We start from the raw sequence: 14,926 nt of genomic DNA, 5'->3' as shown, positions 1-14,926 counted from the left end.
CAAGCGTTTGCAACTGTCCGTATACACGGGCATAATGGGCGGCCCCGTTTTGCGGGGGTGCTGTTTTGAACGGTTTCCCGCCCCACAAAGGCACGCTGTTCCAACGGCAAACAGGACCGGCCTGGTTCCCATCGGGGATCCCGGGCTTACAAGCAGGCAAGGGCACGGACGGAAAGTGTGGCAATGCCACCGCCCTGGTCAGTGACAAAACATCATCAAGGACATAGCAATGCCCAAGATCAAGACCAACCGGGCGGCGGCCAAGCGTTTCCGCAAGACCGCCTCCGGCAAGTTCAAGGCTGGCCACGCCAACCGCAGCCACATCCTCACGAAGAAGTCGACCAAGCGGAAGCGCAATCTGCGTCAGACGAACCATGTTCGTGCAGAAGACGCAGGCCGTTTGAACCGTATGCTTCCCTACCTCTGAGGACTGACCCATGGCACGAGTAAAGCGTGGCGTACAGGCGCGTCGCCGCCACAAGAAAATTCTGACCCTGGCGAAGGGTTACTACAACGCTCGCCGCAAGGTCTTCCGCGTTGCCAAGCAGGCCGTGATCAAGGCACAGCAGTACGCCTACATCGGCCGTAAGCAGAAGAAGCGCAATTTCCGTTCGCTGTGGATCACCCGCATCAACGCGGCTGCCCGCATCAACGGCCTGAGCTACAGCCGTTTCATGAACGGCCTGCTCAAGTCCGGCATCACCCTGGACCGTAAGGTTCTGGCTGACATCGCCGTGCACGACGCAGCTGGTTTTGCTGCACTGGCCGAAAAGGCCAAGGGCGCACTGGCGGCATAAGTCCATTCCCCTGCCGTTGCCGTTCACGCGCAACGGCTGTGGGTAAGGCAAATGCATGGGGAAGGGCGCAAGTCCTTCCCCATTCTTTTTTGTGTTGGCGGTGGCCCTCCCGGTGCCATCGATCGACAGCGCTGGCGACGGGGGTCGGCCCGACGCGCATCGCGATGGCATACCGACGCGAGGCTCCGGCTATCCATGAGTGACATCCAATCCCTGACCACGCAGGCACTGGCCGACGTGGCCGCTGCCCAGAGCCCCGACGCGCTGGAAGCCCTGCGCGTGGCCCTGCTGGGCAAGAACGGCAGCATCACCGCCCAGCTCAAGCAGCTCGGTGGCCTGCCGGCCGGTGAGCGCAAAGCCGCCGGCGAAGCCATCAACCGTGCCCGTGACGCGCTGACCAGCGCGCTGGGTGATCGCAAGACCGTGCTGGAAGACGCTGCGCTGGACGCGCGCCTGGCCGCCGAAGCGATCGACATCACCCTGCCGGGCCGTCGCGAAGAGCGCGGTGGCCTGCACCCGGTGACCCGTACCCTGGAGCGCATCACCGAGATCTTCGGCCGCCTGGGTTACGAGCTCTCCGAAGGCCCGGAAATCGAAGATGACTGGCACAACTTCGAAGCGCTGAACTTCCCGCCGCACCACCCGGCGCGCGCGATGCACGACACTTTCTATTTCGGCGATGGCCGCCTGCTGCGCACGCATACCTCCGGTGTGCAGGTGCGCTACATGGGCGAGCACGCTCCGCCGCTGCGCATGATCGCGGCCGGCAAGGTGTACCGCAGCGACAGCGACCAGACCCATTCGCCGATGTTCCACCAGGTCGAAGGCCTACTGGTCGACGAGCACTCCACGTTCGCCGATCTGAAGGGCACGCTGTCCGAGTTCGTGCGCGCGTTCTTCGAGCGCGATTTCGAGATGCGTTTCCGTCCCAGCTATTTCCCCTTCGTGGAACCCGGCGCGGAAGTGGACATCGCCTGGCAGCAGCCTGACGGCAGCACCCGCTGGCTGGAAGTGCTTGGCTGCGGCATGGTCCACCCGAACGTGCTGCGCAGCGTCGGCATCGATCCGGAGCGCTACACCGGCTTCGCCTTCGGCATGGGCGTGGAGCGCTTTGCGATGTTGCGTTACGGCGTCAACGACCTGCGCGCGTTCTTCGAAAACGACGTGCGGTTCCTGAAGCAGTTCGCGTAAGCGCGTCAGCGTAGCGCCGGGCCATGCCCGGCTGGACAGGATTCAAGACCATCACGGCCCAGGCGCCTGCGCCGGGCCCACCAGGGTGACACCATGAAATTCTCTGAAAACTGGCTGCGCAGCCACGTCCCGACCACCGTCTCGCGCGATGAACTCAGCGCGGTGCTGACCGCGATCGGTCTGGAAGTGGAAGAGGTCGATGCGCTGGGCGATGGCCTGCAGCATGTGGTCGTGGCGAAGATCATTTCCGCCGAACGCCATCCCGAAGCCGACCGCCTGCAGATCTGCCAGGTCGATGCGGGGCAGGGCGAGCACCTGCAGATCGTGTGCGGTGCGCCGAACGCGCGCCCGGGCCTGGTCGCACCGCTGGCAATGGTGGGCGCCCAGATCGGCGATCTGAAGATCAAGCCGGCCAAGCTGCGTGGCGTGGAATCCAACGGCATGCTGTGCTCGGCCAAGGAGCTGGGCCTGGACACCGATGCGTCCGGCCTGTTCGAACTGCCCGACGATGCCCCCGTCGGCCAGACCCTGGTCGAGTACCTCGGCCTGCCCGACGCCAGCATCGAGATCAAGCTGACCCCGAACCGCGCCGACTGCTTCAGCATCCGCGGCATCGCCTTCGACGTGGCCGCTGCGTGCGCCAGTGAAGTGGTGCCGTTCGACGCTGCGCCGGTGGCTGCCGTGGGCGCGCGTGAACTGTCCATCCAGCTGGACGCTGGCGCCGAAGCACCGCGTTACGTTGGTCGCGTGATCGAGGGCGTCAACGCCCGTGCCGCGACCCCGCTGTGGATGGCCGAGCGCCTGCGCCGCAGTGGCGTGCGCCCGGTGTCGCTGCTGGTGGACGTCACCCAGTACGTCATGCTGGAACTCGGCCAGCCGATGCATGCCTTCGATCTGGGCACCCTGCAGGGCAGCATCGGCGTGCGTCGTTCGCGTGCGGGTGAGACCCTGAAGCTGCTCGATGGTCGCGACGCCGCGCTGGACGACAGCTTCCTGCTGGTCACCGATGCCGACCGCCCGATCGCGCTGGCCGGCCTGATGGGCGGCTTCGATACGCGCGTCACCGACGACACCACCAACGTGTTCCTGGAGGCCGCGCACTTCGCGCCCGCCGCGATCATGGGCCGTGGCCGCAAGCTGGGCCTGCACACCGATGCCGGCCACCGCTTCGAGCGCGGCGTCGACCCGGTGCTGCCGCGCGCGGCGATCGAGTACGCCACCCGCCTGATCCTGGACCTGGCCGGCGGCACGCCTGCGCCGGTCACCGAGGCCGTGCGCGACGCCGACCTGCCGGCGACCGCCACCATCGGCCTGCGCCGCGCCCGTATCGCGCGCGTGTTGGGCATCCAGATCGCCGATGCCGATGTGGAGCGCATCCTGCGCGCGCTGGGCATGGACGTGACCGCGACCGCCGATGGCTGGCAGGTCACCGCGCCGAGCCGCCGTTTCGATATCGCCATCGAAGAAGATCTGATCGAAGAGCTGGCCCGTATCCATGGCTATGAGCAGATCCCGACCACGTTGCCGGGCGGCGCCTCGCGCATTGCGATGCCGACCGAGACCCGCCTGGACGACCTGAGCGTGCGCCGCCAGCTGGTGGCCCGTGACCTGCAGGAAACCATCAATTACGCCTTCGTCGATGCCGCGCTGCTCGCGCAGTGGCAGCTGAGCGAGGGTCTGGTCGCGCTGGCCAACCCGCTGTCGGCCGAACTGGCGGTGATGCGCCCGTCGCTGCTGCCGGGCCTGGTCGCCACCCTGGGCCGCAACGCCGCCCGCCAGCTGGGCCGCGTGCGCCTGTTCGAACTGGGGCGCGTGTTCCACCAGCAGGCTGGCGAGGGCCAGCCCGCGCCGCTGGAAACCCAGCGCGTGGCTGCCGCGATCTGTGGCGATGCCGACACCCAGCAATGGGGCCTGCCGACCCGCAAGGTCGACTTCCATGACCTCAAGGGCGACCTGGAATCGCTGGCCGCTGCCAGCGGCGCCGAGCTCGAGTTCAGGCCGTCGCAGCGTCCGTATGGCCACCCGGCACGCTCGGCCGAGGTCTACCGTGACGGCGTGAGCCTGGGCTGGATCGGCCAGATCCACCCGCGCCTGGCCAGGGCCATGGATATCGACGTGGACGTGGTCGCCTTCGAGCTGGATCTGGCCCCGCTGGCCGCCCGCGCCCTGCCGCGCGCCACCGAGCTGTCGCGCTTCCCGTCGATGCGCCGCGATCTGGCCTTCCTGGTGCCCGAGGCCGCCGCCTGGGCCGACCTGGAAGCCACCCTGCGCCGGGCTGCCGGCCCGCTGCTGCGCGAGGTCACGCTGTTCGACCGGTACGTCGGCCAGGGGGTCGAGCCGGGCTTCAAGAGTCTCGCTATGGGCTTGATTTTGCAGGACAAGTCGCGCACTCTGACGGACCGCGACGTGGATGCGGTGGTGGCCGAGGCGGTCTCTGCCATGGAGCGTGAACATCACGCCCGGATCCGCGGTTGAGCGGGAAGCATGGGGGATAGCAGGCAATGGCATTGACCAAGGCGGAGATGGCCGAGAAGCTGTTCGACGAAGTCGGTCTGAACAAGCGCGAAGCCAAGGAATTTGTCGACGCGTTCTTCGATGTGCTGCGTGAAGCATTGGAACAGGGACGTCAGGTGAAGCTGTCCGGCTTCGGGAATTTCGACCTGCGGCGCAAGAACCAGCGCCCGGGTCGCAACCCCAAGACCGGTGAGGAAATTCCGATTTCCGCCCGTACGGTGGTCACCTTCCGTCCGGGCCAGAAGCTCAAGGAAAGGGTAGAGGCATATGCTGGATCCGGGCAGTAACCGAGAACTTCCGCCGATACCGGCCAAGCGCTACTTCACCATCGGTGAGGTCAGCGAACTGTGCGACGTCAAGCCGCACGTCCTGCGCTACTGGGAAACCGAGTTTCCCAGCCTGGAGCCGGCCAAGCGCCGCGGCAACCGCCGCTACTACCAGCGCCACGACGTGCTGATGGTCCGCCAGATCCGCGGCCTGCTCTACGAGCAGGGGTACACCATCGGCGGCGCGCGCCTGCGCCTGGAAGGCGCCGATGCGCGCGAGGAATCGGCGCTGAGCAACCAGATCATCAAGCAGACGCGGATGGAACTGGAAGAAGTGCTTCAATTGCTGCGCCGCTGAACCATTTTTCACGCAAACCCGTTATACTCGTCGGCCCGCTGAGAGGCGGGGACATTGCCAGCATCATCGGGGCGTAGCGCAGCCTGGTAGCGCATCTGCCTGGGGGGCAGAGGGTCGTCGGTTCAAATCCGGCCGTCCCGACCAATGTTGGTATTAAGATCAAAGGCTTGCACTCAACGGTGCGAGCCTTTTTTTTTCTACACCCTATTTCCACCCTATCCCCACCTTATGATCAGTCTGTCGCGGGGTGCCTGCCATGCGTGGCTGAAGCTATGATGCACTCAACTTACGTGGGGATCTGTGGATGGTCGCTAGCCAAACAGCCGTAGTCGGCTCTCAAATTGACGACGCTGCACGTGCAGCGGCGGAGGAGCAGATCAAGGAGCGGCAGAAGGAAACCGACTTCGACATCCGCGAATATCCCATTGAGGTGATAGTCGCCAAGTTCACTAAGCGGATTGAGAACGACAAAGCTGAGCTTTTCATTCCAGACTACCAGCGAGAACTCATCTGGAAGCCGAAACAGCAGTCGCGGTTCATCGAATCCATCCTCTTGGACCTGCCAGTTCCGTATCTCTATGTTGCCGATGTGACCAGTGGTGAGGACGAGGGGAGAATTGAGGTAGTAGACGGATCTCAGAGAATTCGTACTCTAGTGAGGTTCGTGGGCAATGAGTTCGCCCTAGATGGACTTGAGGTTCTTGATCAACTCAATGGCTTCAGATACTCGGATTTCGCACTGCCAAGACAGCTCCGTTTCGGGCGGAAGACTATGCGTATGATCGAGCTCATTGAGGTCGACGAGGAGGCCCGTAGACAGCTATTCGACCGGCTCAACTCGGGTGGCACAAACCTGAATGATATGGAAAAGAGGCTCGGCTCACGGGATGGCCCCTTCATGGATCTGATCCGTGAGCTCGCCGCATCGCAGGAACTAGCGCGTCTTTGCCCCATAAGTAAGGTTCGCCAAGACCACCGCGAATACGAAGAGATGGTTCTTCGGTTCTTCGCATATCGAGATAGATACCTTGCGTTTAGCAAGAGCGTCTTCGAGTTTCTGAACAACTATTTGGATGCTAAGAACGAGGCCTTCGATCGGCTCGTTCATGAAACACAATTTCAGCAAATGCTGGAATTCGTAAGCCAGTACTTCCCAAATGGCTTCAAAAAGGGGCCTAGCAACAATTCAGTTCCACGCATCCGTTTTGAGGCGATTGCAGTTGGTGTCTCCTTGGCGATTGAAGATGGTTGCCAAGCTCCTGCAACTCTGGACTGGCTTGAGAGCGACGAGTTCCGGACCCTGACTAGATCGGACGCGAGCAACTCTCGTCCCAAGGTCAAGGCGCGCATCGACTTCGTCAAGAACAGTCTTCAAGGCAAGCCGGTAGACATCGCAGCTGCGCTGGGGGGCGATGGTGACGAGGGCTGAGGAAATCTTGGTTGAAGTTCGGGATCTTTTTGATCGCAGGCGAAATGAGGTCGATCGCTATTTAGAATTTTTGGTTGCCATTGATGACGTGAGGGCCAACGCGATCGCTCATGTCCCCGATGATGGCGAGGCGGTCTTTGCACCTGGCGGTATGTCGAGAGAGCTCGTCAAGACGCTGAGGGCTAACGGCTATTTGCTGATCTACAATCTGGTTGAATCGACCATGACAAACGCGATTGATGCGATTCATCGGTGTTTTGATGTAGATGAGTGCGAGTTCTCTGCTCTCTCTGAGCATCTCAAAAAGATCGTCTTGGAGAATTTCAAACGAGTTATCGGAAATGGCAGCGAGAAAGTACTTGGTTCTGATCATCCTGTTCAGAGGGCAATGATCACTTTGGGTTATAACAAGGAAGCCATCTTCTCTGGCAATCTTGACGCGCGCGAGATTCGAGAAACTGCAAGCCGCTACGGATTTCAGGTCGTCGAACGCAATGCCGCCGAAAGCCGTGGCGGCATCGGTCTGAAGAGCGTCAAAGACACCCGGAATAACCTGGCGCACGGAAAGCAGTCATTCGAAGAATGTGGTCAGCAAACTTCCGCTGATTCGCTCCGGACAACGGGGCGAGAGGCAATCGCCTATTTGAGCGACGCACTGGCGGGGGTAGAGGATTTTGTAAAAGAGGGGCGATACCTGTCGCCGCAACGACAGCCTTCACCGCCGTAATGGTGCTTGGAATCCTCTGTGCGCTACGTGCTGTAGAAGGCTCGTTCCGATAACTTCCCCAATTCGAACTGGCACTGCGTTACCAATCATTCTGCCGACCGCCCGCATCGTTACTTCATTATCCGGAGCAAACTTGTAGTCGCTCGGGAACGATTGAAGCAGCGCGGCTTCGCGCAAAGAAATCCCGCGATCCTGTTCAGGATGGCCAAACCTGCCATTTCCGAACCCGTGGCAAAGTGTAGTCATGGTTGGGCTGGGTTCGTCCCAACTCATTCTCCCGTAGACGCTTGGGTAAGATTGACCAGACTCCCTCTGATGACACGCTGCTCTCAACTCCACAGGCCAATCCGACCAGGTGCCGCCGGGAACAGACGCGCGAATCCGTTTCATGTTGAGGGAAGAGAGTTTAGCGGCTCGGTGGAGGGGGTCGGCCTTGCTCACTTGGCCTGCTTCAATGGGCGGGAGATGCGCAATTGCGTCTCGCACAGTCATACACTGCCCAAGCGCTGGGGGAGGAATTAGCTCAATTTCCCCCAACTTGGAAGCGAGAAGTACGTGACGGAAACGCTTCTGCGGCAGGCCATATTTGGCGCAGTCAACTTTATTGGCCCACACATAGTAGCCAGAGTCTTTTAGCCCGTTCACGAAGTCTTGATAAATCGAATGGCGTGTCACCTCTGGCACATTTTCCATGCTTACCAGTTCGGGACCGACTTCCCGGATCAATCTCGTGAAGGAATTCAGCAGCGGCCACTTCCGGTCACTGCTGGTATCACGGCCCAAGTTGTACGTAGAGAAGGGTTGGCAAGGAGCGCATCCTGCAAGCAACCTGACACTGGCCGAGCTATACCATTTGGACAGCTCTGCGCCAGTCAGCATTTCCACGTCTTTGGTGGAGAACTTTGACGGATTGTTCGTCTCGTACGCAAAGCGGCAGCTCTCGTCGATGTCGTAGCCGGCACGCACATTCAACCCCGCGCGGCGAAGGCCTGCCGTAAGGCCCCCAGCCCCGCAAAAAAGGTCTACGGCATCAATTTTGGGGCGCTTGGGTGCCATGGGGACCATTGTACGAAAGTTGGGGGCGTCGGTAGGCGGCTGCCGACGCCGGGGCTGAAGACTCCCTGTGCCTACTATGGCACGGGCGATATATAGGCGAAATGGATATCGCCAAGTGCTTAAGGTTGCTGCATGGGACCTAGTTGGACGGCGCGATGCTCCGAAGTAGGACAGAACCCGTCTGGACCTCTTGCCAGGCGGTATCGTGGCCGTCGAGGTAGTGTTCCGTCATGGATGTCGAAGAGTGCCCCATGAGCCCTTGAACTTTTTCAATTTCCCAACCCGATTCGTTCAGCAATGCTCCCCCCAAGCTGCGGATCTCATGAAAGCTAGGCGGATGGATACTTCCGACTCCTGCCGCCTCGCGCGCGTCTTGGAATGCACGGGTCAATTGCTCCGGCATGACTTGGGTGTGGTGCTGACGTGCTGCGGCTCGCTTGTCCGATGGCCGCGCGCGGTCAGGAAGGCGGTGAACCACATACGGGGACAGCACGGCGTCGCGTGCCTGAGACAAGAGGGCCGCAAGCTCGTCGCCGACGCGAATCTTCAATTTCACCAATGTGCTGCCCTCGGTTTTCTGAGGGACGACCCACAGGAAGCCATCATGCACGTCGGAGAACTTCAACGAGACCACGTCGTCGCGGCGCAACAGCGTCACCAGCGATAGGTCCATCGCCAGCCGGAGCCACGGCTCAGCTTGGTCCCAGATCGCCGCATACACCTCCTTCGTCAGACGCGCGCGTTTTCGCTCGTGTTGGAACCGGCGTGTTGCCAGGACCGGGTTGGTGTCGATCCAGCCTTCCTGCACGGCGCAGCCGAGGATCCAGCCCAGCACCAGCCGGAACTGTTGGCGCGCGCGATCGGAGGGCGTGACCGCGCGAATGAACTCTGCGCAGTCCTTGACCGTGACCGCTTCGACCGGCCGAGCACCTATGCCGGCTTCGATGCGACGGATCACGCTCTCATACACCTCGGCGGTCTTCGGGGCCCACTTCCGCCCAGGGATATCGTCTCGGCGGAACACGGCTATCGCATCGGCGACGGTGTCCTTTGAGCCAATCACCCGGTCCACGAGGTCGTTCGTGGGTATGAGCAACGCATTGAGCTTTTTCGCAGCGGCGAAGGCTTTCGCCTTATCCATTCCCATCCAGGTCTCCCGCTTGGTCACGGGGTGTCGGTACTTGAATCCATCCCGGTTGGGGTAGAGGTTTGCCGGCCATCCTTGGCGGCCTTTGCTGCGTGGTCGCGGTGTCATTCGTATCAACCTGCCTTCAGCACGCGCTCGACCAGGTCATCGCCCTCGGCCAGCCACGCATGTTCGTCAACGTACCAAGAGCCCCCGACCTTCTTGCCGGGGATCTTGCCGGAGCGCAGCCAGCGCTGCAGGGTTAGATCCGCCGGGCGGCTACCCTCTTCGAAGTACCTCTCCAGCCAGATCTGTGCGGTGATCAGGCGCATTTTTGCCTCCTGCTCGCGGCGTTCGCCGCAGCCAGTTGAAGGGGAAGCTGCACGACGTTCGTCGGTGCCGTAGGCGACCGCCGGCGACGGCGCTTATTTATGCGGTCCCACTCGTCGAGAGCGGCCTCTGCGTCCGCGTGGCGCGGAGTGGCCTTGCATCGGCACTCCACGAAGTGCCCACCACCTGCGGCGATGCCGCGCAGGTCATGGATGTGGCGCGCGGTGTGACCAGCGGCGCAGGGCGGCAGCCCCTCAGGGTGGCTGATGTGTCGCTGGGTCATGCTGCGCTCCTGCGGAGGTTGAGAATCTGGCCCCACTGTTCGGCCATTGCTGCGGCGATGCCAGGGAAGGTCTTGCTTCGTTCTTTCCAGCGGTGAGGCCCGGGCGGCATGCGGTGGATGCGATGCTCGCGGCCGTCAACAATGTTCGTGGGGCGGAGCAGCGGAAGCCCCTTCAGCCACAGGCAGGTCGCCTTCGTTTCGCCGTGTCCGAACTGCCAAGGTTGGATGGTCTGATCCGGTCGCCGCCACAGAGACGACATGATGCAGACCGGGTTCTCGATGGCGATCATCGGGATATCGGCCTTGGCCAGCATCATGAAGAACGACACTGCAGACTGCTGCCGACCGTCCATGCGCTTGGCCTCAAAGTGCCGAGCGCCGCTCACGGACAGATGCGTGCACGGTGGGTGAGCGATTATCAGGTCCCACGGGTAGTCCAAGACATCCCGCACGTCGCCCTCGTAGTGCGGACCTGGGGTGTCTGTCGGTAACAGGTCGCAGCTCATCGCCTCGTGCCCGCCTGCGATGAACCGGTCACGGACTGCCCCGCTGTACTCGCAAGCAATCAGTACCCGCATCACCGGTCCTCCCGCAGCTTGGTGCGCAGATTGCGTGGTGGCTTGATGGTGGCCAGGCTAGCAGGCACCGCCTCGATGGTTCGCCTCGTGGCAGAATGCGGCCCACTGCACAGGGGGATCAAGGAATGACGCGGTTGAATGATTTGTGGAACGGGATGAGCCCCTGCATGGAGCCGGGGATCAAGAATTGCGTTGTGTGGTGGGACGCTTGGGCGGCAGTTGGAGCGTGGGCGGCCGCAATAGCCACGTTCTTTGCGGTAATTGTTCCGGTGTTTCTTTCGAGTCGGAAAGAGCGGCTGCGCAATGAGTTGGAGTTGTCGGACTTCGTGTACTCGTTGCCCCCTTTCATTGCCCAGTGGAGAAGGTCGCTTGCCATCCTGGAGCAGATGTCCGAGGAACCAAGTGAGAATCATGTGGAACAGTTGGACGCCCTCCGACTTGCCCTGTCGTTCCCTTCCCTTGAGCCTGCTTTCAGAATGCGTCGCGTGCTCATCGGCTTCAGGACCGTAAGTCGAGATTTGGCGGCTTGGAATCGCACGGTTGAGGAATTCCGCAATCGATTGAGCTTCGTTAATTTCGACGAGCCGTGGGAGGTGGATGGCGCGACGCAGTCGACGAGGCTGGGAGTCGCGATGCTCAACGAATTCTCTTTGAACATTAGTGGTCACCTCAGATTCTTGCTCGACGCTATTTCCACTGCAGCACCGAGTGTTGAACCTGAGATTCGAGCAATCCGCGGGCACCTTGGATTCGGTGTTTACAGCTGACGCCACGAGGTAGCTAAGCGCACGGTAAAAGTGAAACTCCACAAGTGACCGCCCTTTGCATATCTGATCTGGCTTGACGTGTGTCATGGATGGCTGCCCTTCTCGTGGTCTCTGATGCGGTCGATGAGGTAGGTGGCTTCCTTTCGCCATTTGTCGCGGTCGAAAGGGTTGAGGTTCTTGGCGAGGTAGTGGAGCTGTTCGAGCGGCTGGATCAGCCAGGTGATGCGGAAGGGCATAGATGAGCGGTGGTCGCGGAGCGGGGCATGCGGCCGGCAGTCCGGTCCTGCGAGCCATTCGGCTTCGTCGCAGTCCAGGCATCGGCCGTCACCGTTGCTTCCGGGCGGCCATCGGTGCTCCTGCCTTCCGACCGGCGGGTGCAGGTAGAGCGCGCGGATGATCAGATTCCGGCGCCGCGGGTTGATCACGTCCTCGGGCTCGGCCTCTTCCCAGGGCTCTTTGCTGCCGCGGCGCCGGCACTCGTACCGGACCGGCTTCTGCGAGCCATACAGCTGCTCCATGAAGACCTTTGCCCAGGCAGCGGCAACCTCGGCGGGCACGGGCTCGCCGGCGGCGCCAGCGCGGCGCATGGCGCGCACGGTGGAGGCCACGGTCGGATCAGCCATCGCGGCCGCGCCTCCACGCGTCGGGCACCTGGGTGGCGCAGAGCAGGGCGCCCATGAGCAGGTAGACGCCGGTGTCTTCAATCCCGGCCCAGGCCATTGCGAAGGCGACGTCCGCGAGCAGGGCGCCCAGCAGCACCAGCCCGCCGGCGCGCCAGTGGCGGATCAGCCTGCGCATCGGATCTGCTCCATCAGGGCGGCGAAGTGCTCTTCCTGGCGGCGCTGCAGCCAGACGGTGGCCACGAGCGCGCCGGCGGCAAAGCCGATGATCAGGCCGAAGGCGAAGTCGATCCCGCTCATGCTGCATCGCCTCCCGGCGCTGGATGGGCGGCGAGGGCGCGCGCTGCCATGCGGTTCTGGACTTCCTTCGAATACCCGGCGCGGACCAGCTGGCCGACAGCGGCGCGGGAATCCCAGCCGCATGCAATGGCCTGCCGGCGGACGGACTGGGCGCGGTAGAACTGCTCGGCCGTCGTGACGCTCATGCGGCGGCCTCGCTGCTGACGGCCTCGCGAAGCTGGGCAGCCGCGCGCTGCAGGTCGACGGCAACGGCGTCGGCTTCATCGGCGGTGAAGTAGACGCGGCCGGCGGCACCGACGTGCATCGCGACTTTGTTGGAGATGGGCTGCGCTTCGAACCGGACAGGCCCGGTCGAGCTGCTGAGGGTGAGGGTGGCCATGAAGTCTCCGTGCCCCGGCCCGGATGGGCTGTTACTGGGGCGACCGAAACAAATTACAGAATACTGTAGGCCTGTGTCAACAGAATTCTGTAATTCGATTACTCACGGCCAGAAAGCAAAAGCCCCGCTCATGCGGGGCCGTTGCAACTTCATAGCGGAATTGTGATCACTGACTGCCGCCGTCAGGCACCTCGAGCTTGCTGCCGTCGGCGAACACGATCACCTTCGGGGTCCACAGCATTTTGTACTTGCTCTCATCAAGGTCTGCGAGCTTGCGGTCCTTGTTATCACCAGTGGAATAGCGGACAGATCTGCTTCCAGTCCAAGTAACACTCTGACCGGCAGGGATGGTGTCGTCGTTTGAGATTGCGAAGCCTGAGATCTCATCGCCAAAGAGGTCTTGAACGGACACGTAGCCCTTCACTCCGGCGATGTCTTTTTCTGTGTTGTTTCTATAGCCAAACACTATGGAGAGGTGTTCGTCCATTAGAAGCCCACTCATGCCTCGTTCCTCTTGAATAGCCTTGGAGACAAGCGTAACGGTAACTGCCTCGCGCATCGGCTTAATGGCGGCTTCCCGCTTTGCCTCAAGCTCAACCTTCAGTGCAGCTTGCTTAGCGGCTTCTGCGTTCTGGTCTTCGATAAACTTGCGCTGTTCCTCGATCGCCTTTCCAATCGTCACTCCCTCCGGGATGCCTATGCTGTCTTTTTCGCTTCCAGAGAACTGCGCCACCAGAGCATGCCGCACGAGATAAGACTGAAGAAGGTCCTTATCGCCGTCCTCTAGCTTCTCTACCTCTGGTTTGATGCTCTCCATCTCACTCAGCTTCGTCGGGAGTTCAGTGTTCTTTGGATTGGCGCAGCCTGACAGGGCTAAGCAAAAACATGTTGCAAGCAGCAATTTTCTCACGGGCAATTCCTTTTGGATGGTGGTCCTGATAGGCGGATGAGACAGCGCGATTTGGGGCTCAGTTCAAGCGATCAATTCGGTTGCGAAGGTAGACCTTTCCACCAACCACTGCGTGTGGTGGCAATGCGAATGCCGGGTACAGGCCTGCGTTAGCGCTAACGACGTAGATCGCATCTCCCCGATCCTGCAGCGCCTTTATCTGTTGGCCGTTTCCGGTATTAATCAGGTAGATGCCGTCGCCGTCGAAGGTGGTTACGCCGGTGTCTACAATCAGTGCCTCGCCAGGCTGAATCACGGGGATCATCGAATCGCCGCGCCCCGTTACCAGCACTAGACGCCCTGGCGGTGGCACAAAACCGACGACTGACCGGATGTATCCAGGCTCGAAATCCATGGCGCGCACCACCTCTGGATAGTCCTCGTTGACTCGTCCTTCCCCCATGCCTGCTTCTCCATCCAGTTGCTGGACGTGAACATAGCCCTGGCTGGTCTCAGCGGCCGCGACCTTGGTCGCAGGCGAGCTGGTGCCCTTCTCTTCCTTGGGGCCTTTGCCGGTTTCTAGCCAGCGCAGCGAAACACCTAATGCATCCGCGATCACGCGTAGCTTCGTGCTCGTCTGCATGCCTCCGCGTTCCAGCTCTGCCAAGGTGCTGTAACCGACCCCCGTCATCTGCGCCAATGAAGTTCGGCTGATGTTCTGCTGGGACCTTTCCTTTCTGAGTCTGGTGCCGATGGTTTCCATCCGGCAATGGTCACAGAACTCTGTAACAGAATGCTGTTGACTGTAATTACAGGATTCTGTAGCTTGCGCATCCATGGACTGGAAATCCCACATCGAAAGGTTGTTGAGCGCCGGGGCCACTGTTGATCAGTTGGCTGTCGGGATGGGCGTAACGCCCAATGCTGTCCGCGAGATATTGGCCGGACGTACCAAGTCACCGCGCGCTGAAGCTGCTTTCAAGCTGGCGGCTATGAAGCCGGAGCACTACGGGAGCAACTGCCGCCAGATCAGCGCAGGGGTCAACACCAGAATGAGCAAGCGCGCGCTGCGGGCGAAGTTCGGTTTCAAGACCGATGCGCACTTGGCGAAGGTGCTGCAGCTCCCGGTGGAGCAGGTCGAGGCCTGGCCGGAAGAGCTGAGCGTCCCGGCCTTGCCGCAGGTGCTGCAGCTGCTCGGCGTGCAGGAGCAGCCGTCGTCGGCCGCCTCGGCGCCGGACGATCCGGACGCCGACCGTATCGACCTCGGCGTCCACGCCGCCTGACTGGCCGTCCCTGGCCATCGTCCCTGAATTGAA

The 14,926-nt window shown here is 61.6% G+C and carries 22 protein-coding genes and 1 tRNA gene; 11 read left to right on the top strand and 12 right to left on the bottom strand.

Going from position 1 to position 14,926, the window contains the following annotated elements:
- Positions 1 to 229: 229 nt before the first annotated feature.
- The 9 genes from rpmI (at position 230) to NJD74_RS10465 (ending at position 7,282) form a co-directional block, all read left to right on the top strand.
- Entirely contained in the window at positions 230 to 427 is a 198-nt protein-coding gene (gene rpmI / locus NJD74_RS10505) for a 50S ribosomal protein L35 (protein ID WP_017355265.1), read from the top strand.
- 10 nt (positions 428 to 437) lie between these two features.
- Positions 438 to 797: a 50S ribosomal protein L20 gene (rplT, locus tag NJD74_RS10500; protein WP_017355264.1), complete on the top strand. Its 360-nt coding sequence runs from the start codon at positions 438 to 440 to the stop codon at positions 795 to 797.
- 195 nt (positions 798 to 992) lie between these two features.
- Positions 993 to 1,988, top strand: a complete 996-nt coding sequence (gene pheS / locus NJD74_RS10495; RefSeq protein ID WP_319624155.1) for a phenylalanine--tRNA ligase subunit alpha — start codon at positions 993 to 995, stop codon at positions 1,986 to 1,988.
- A gap of 93 nt (positions 1,989 to 2,081) precedes the next feature.
- Positions 2,082 to 4,463, top strand: coding sequence for a phenylalanine--tRNA ligase subunit beta (gene pheT / locus NJD74_RS10490; protein WP_319624154.1), 2,382 nt, complete (start codon positions 2,082 to 2,084; stop codon positions 4,461 to 4,463).
- Between the two features lie 26 nt (positions 4,464 to 4,489).
- On the top strand, positions 4,490 to 4,789 hold the full coding sequence (locus tag NJD74_RS10485; protein WP_005410432.1) for an integration host factor subunit alpha: 300 nt from the start codon (positions 4,490 to 4,492) through the stop codon (positions 4,787 to 4,789).
- Complete coding sequence (locus NJD74_RS10480; protein WP_019182707.1) at positions 4,770 to 5,126, top strand: MerR family transcriptional regulator; 357 nt, start codon at positions 4,770 to 4,772, stop codon at positions 5,124 to 5,126. Before NJD74_RS10485 ends, NJD74_RS10480 begins: the two co-directional genes overlap by 20 nt.
- A 67-nt stretch (positions 5,127 to 5,193) precedes the next feature.
- Positions 5,194 to 5,270 (top strand) — tRNA-Pro (locus NJD74_RS10475).
- A gap of 160 nt (positions 5,271 to 5,430) precedes the next feature.
- Positions 5,431 to 6,555: a DUF262 domain-containing protein gene (locus NJD74_RS10470; protein ID WP_319624153.1), complete on the top strand. Its 1,125-nt coding sequence runs from the start codon at positions 5,431 to 5,433 to the stop codon at positions 6,553 to 6,555.
- Between the two features lie 7 nt (positions 6,556 to 6,562).
- On the top strand, positions 6,563 to 7,282 hold the full coding sequence (locus NJD74_RS10465; RefSeq protein WP_319624152.1) for an MAE_28990/MAE_18760 family HEPN-like nuclease: 720 nt from the start codon (positions 6,563 to 6,565) through the stop codon (positions 7,280 to 7,282).
- Here the strand turns inward: NJD74_RS10465 and NJD74_RS10460 are convergent.
- The 5 genes from NJD74_RS10460 to NJD74_RS10440 form a co-directional block, all read right to left on the bottom strand.
- A complete protein-coding gene (locus tag NJD74_RS10460) occupies positions 7,271 to 8,338 on the bottom strand; it encodes a DNA cytosine methyltransferase (protein ID WP_319624151.1) in 1,068 nt (355 codons plus the stop codon). The genes NJD74_RS10465 and NJD74_RS10460 overlap by 12 nt on opposite strands.
- A 139-nt stretch (positions 8,339 to 8,477) precedes the next feature.
- Positions 8,478 to 9,593 carry a tyrosine-type recombinase/integrase gene (locus NJD74_RS10455; protein WP_319624150.1) on the bottom strand — a complete coding sequence of 372 codons (1,116 nt, stop codon included), beginning with the start codon at positions 9,591 to 9,593 and terminating at the stop codon, positions 8,478 to 8,480.
- Between the two features lie 5 nt (positions 9,594 to 9,598).
- Entirely contained in the window at positions 9,599 to 9,796 is a 198-nt protein-coding gene (locus NJD74_RS10450; protein WP_319624149.1) for a hypothetical protein, read from the bottom strand.
- Complete coding sequence (locus NJD74_RS10445) at positions 9,787 to 10,077, bottom strand: hypothetical protein (protein ID WP_319624148.1); 291 nt, start codon at positions 10,075 to 10,077, stop codon at positions 9,787 to 9,789. The genes NJD74_RS10450 and NJD74_RS10445 overlap by 10 nt, the downstream gene beginning before the upstream one ends.
- The gene (locus tag NJD74_RS10440; RefSeq protein ID WP_319624147.1) at positions 10,074 to 10,655 is read right to left on the bottom strand and encodes a hypothetical protein; all 582 of its coding nucleotides are present in this window, start codon (positions 10,653 to 10,655) and stop codon (positions 10,074 to 10,076) included. Before NJD74_RS10440 ends, NJD74_RS10445 begins: the two co-directional genes overlap by 4 nt.
- A 167-nt stretch (positions 10,656 to 10,822) precedes the next feature.
- Here NJD74_RS10440 and NJD74_RS10435 point away from each other — a divergent pair, with 167 nt between their 5' ends.
- Positions 10,823 to 11,422, top strand: coding sequence for a hypothetical protein (locus tag NJD74_RS10435; protein WP_319624146.1), 600 nt, complete (start codon positions 10,823 to 10,825; stop codon positions 11,420 to 11,422).
- An 83-nt stretch (positions 11,423 to 11,505) separates the two neighbouring features.
- On the opposite strand, the gene NJD74_RS10430 is transcribed toward NJD74_RS10435, so the two are convergent.
- The 7 genes from NJD74_RS10430 to NJD74_RS10400 all read right to left on the bottom strand — a co-directional run bounded on the left by NJD74_RS10430 (position 11,506) and on the right by NJD74_RS10400 (position 14,448).
- On the bottom strand, positions 11,506 to 12,045 hold the full coding sequence (locus tag NJD74_RS10430; RefSeq protein WP_319624145.1) for a hypothetical protein: 540 nt from the start codon (positions 12,043 to 12,045) through the stop codon (positions 11,506 to 11,508).
- Positions 12,038 to 12,220, bottom strand: coding sequence for a hypothetical protein (locus NJD74_RS10425; protein WP_319624144.1), 183 nt, complete (start codon positions 12,218 to 12,220; stop codon positions 12,038 to 12,040). The genes NJD74_RS10430 and NJD74_RS10425 overlap by 8 nt, the downstream gene beginning before the upstream one ends.
- Positions 12,208 to 12,342 (bottom strand): hypothetical protein, encoded by a 135-nt coding sequence (locus tag NJD74_RS10420; RefSeq protein ID WP_319624143.1) that lies wholly within the window; start codon positions 12,340 to 12,342, stop codon positions 12,208 to 12,210. Before NJD74_RS10420 ends, NJD74_RS10425 begins: the two co-directional genes overlap by 13 nt.
- On the bottom strand, positions 12,339 to 12,527 hold the full coding sequence (locus tag NJD74_RS10415; protein ID WP_319624142.1) for a hypothetical protein: 189 nt from the start codon (positions 12,525 to 12,527) through the stop codon (positions 12,339 to 12,341). Before NJD74_RS10415 ends, NJD74_RS10420 begins: the two co-directional genes overlap by 4 nt.
- The gene (locus tag NJD74_RS10410) at positions 12,524 to 12,721 is read right to left on the bottom strand and encodes a hypothetical protein (protein WP_319624141.1); all 198 of its coding nucleotides are present in this window, start codon (positions 12,719 to 12,721) and stop codon (positions 12,524 to 12,526) included. Before NJD74_RS10410 ends, NJD74_RS10415 begins: the two co-directional genes overlap by 4 nt.
- Before the next feature lie 166 nt (positions 12,722 to 12,887).
- Positions 12,888 to 13,631: a hypothetical protein gene (locus NJD74_RS10405; RefSeq protein WP_319624140.1), complete on the bottom strand. Its 744-nt coding sequence runs from the start codon at positions 13,629 to 13,631 to the stop codon at positions 12,888 to 12,890.
- 58 nt (positions 13,632 to 13,689) lie between these two features.
- Entirely contained in the window at positions 13,690 to 14,448 is a 759-nt protein-coding gene (locus tag NJD74_RS10400) for a helix-turn-helix transcriptional regulator (protein ID WP_319624139.1), read from the bottom strand.
- On the opposite strand from NJD74_RS10400, the gene NJD74_RS10395 reads away from it, so the two are divergent.
- On the top strand, positions 14,447 to 14,893 hold the full coding sequence (locus NJD74_RS10395; protein WP_319624138.1) for a helix-turn-helix transcriptional regulator: 447 nt from the start codon (positions 14,447 to 14,449) through the stop codon (positions 14,891 to 14,893). The genes NJD74_RS10400 and NJD74_RS10395 overlap by 2 nt on opposite strands.
- Positions 14,894 to 14,926 lie beyond the last annotated feature (33 nt).

The organism is Stenotrophomonas sp. RG-453 (genome assembly GCF_033843685.1).
Classification (GTDB): Bacteria; Pseudomonadota; Gammaproteobacteria; order Xanthomonadales; family Xanthomonadaceae; genus Stenotrophomonas; species Stenotrophomonas bentonitica_A.
This window is presented reverse-complemented; position numbering and strand designations above follow the sequence as displayed.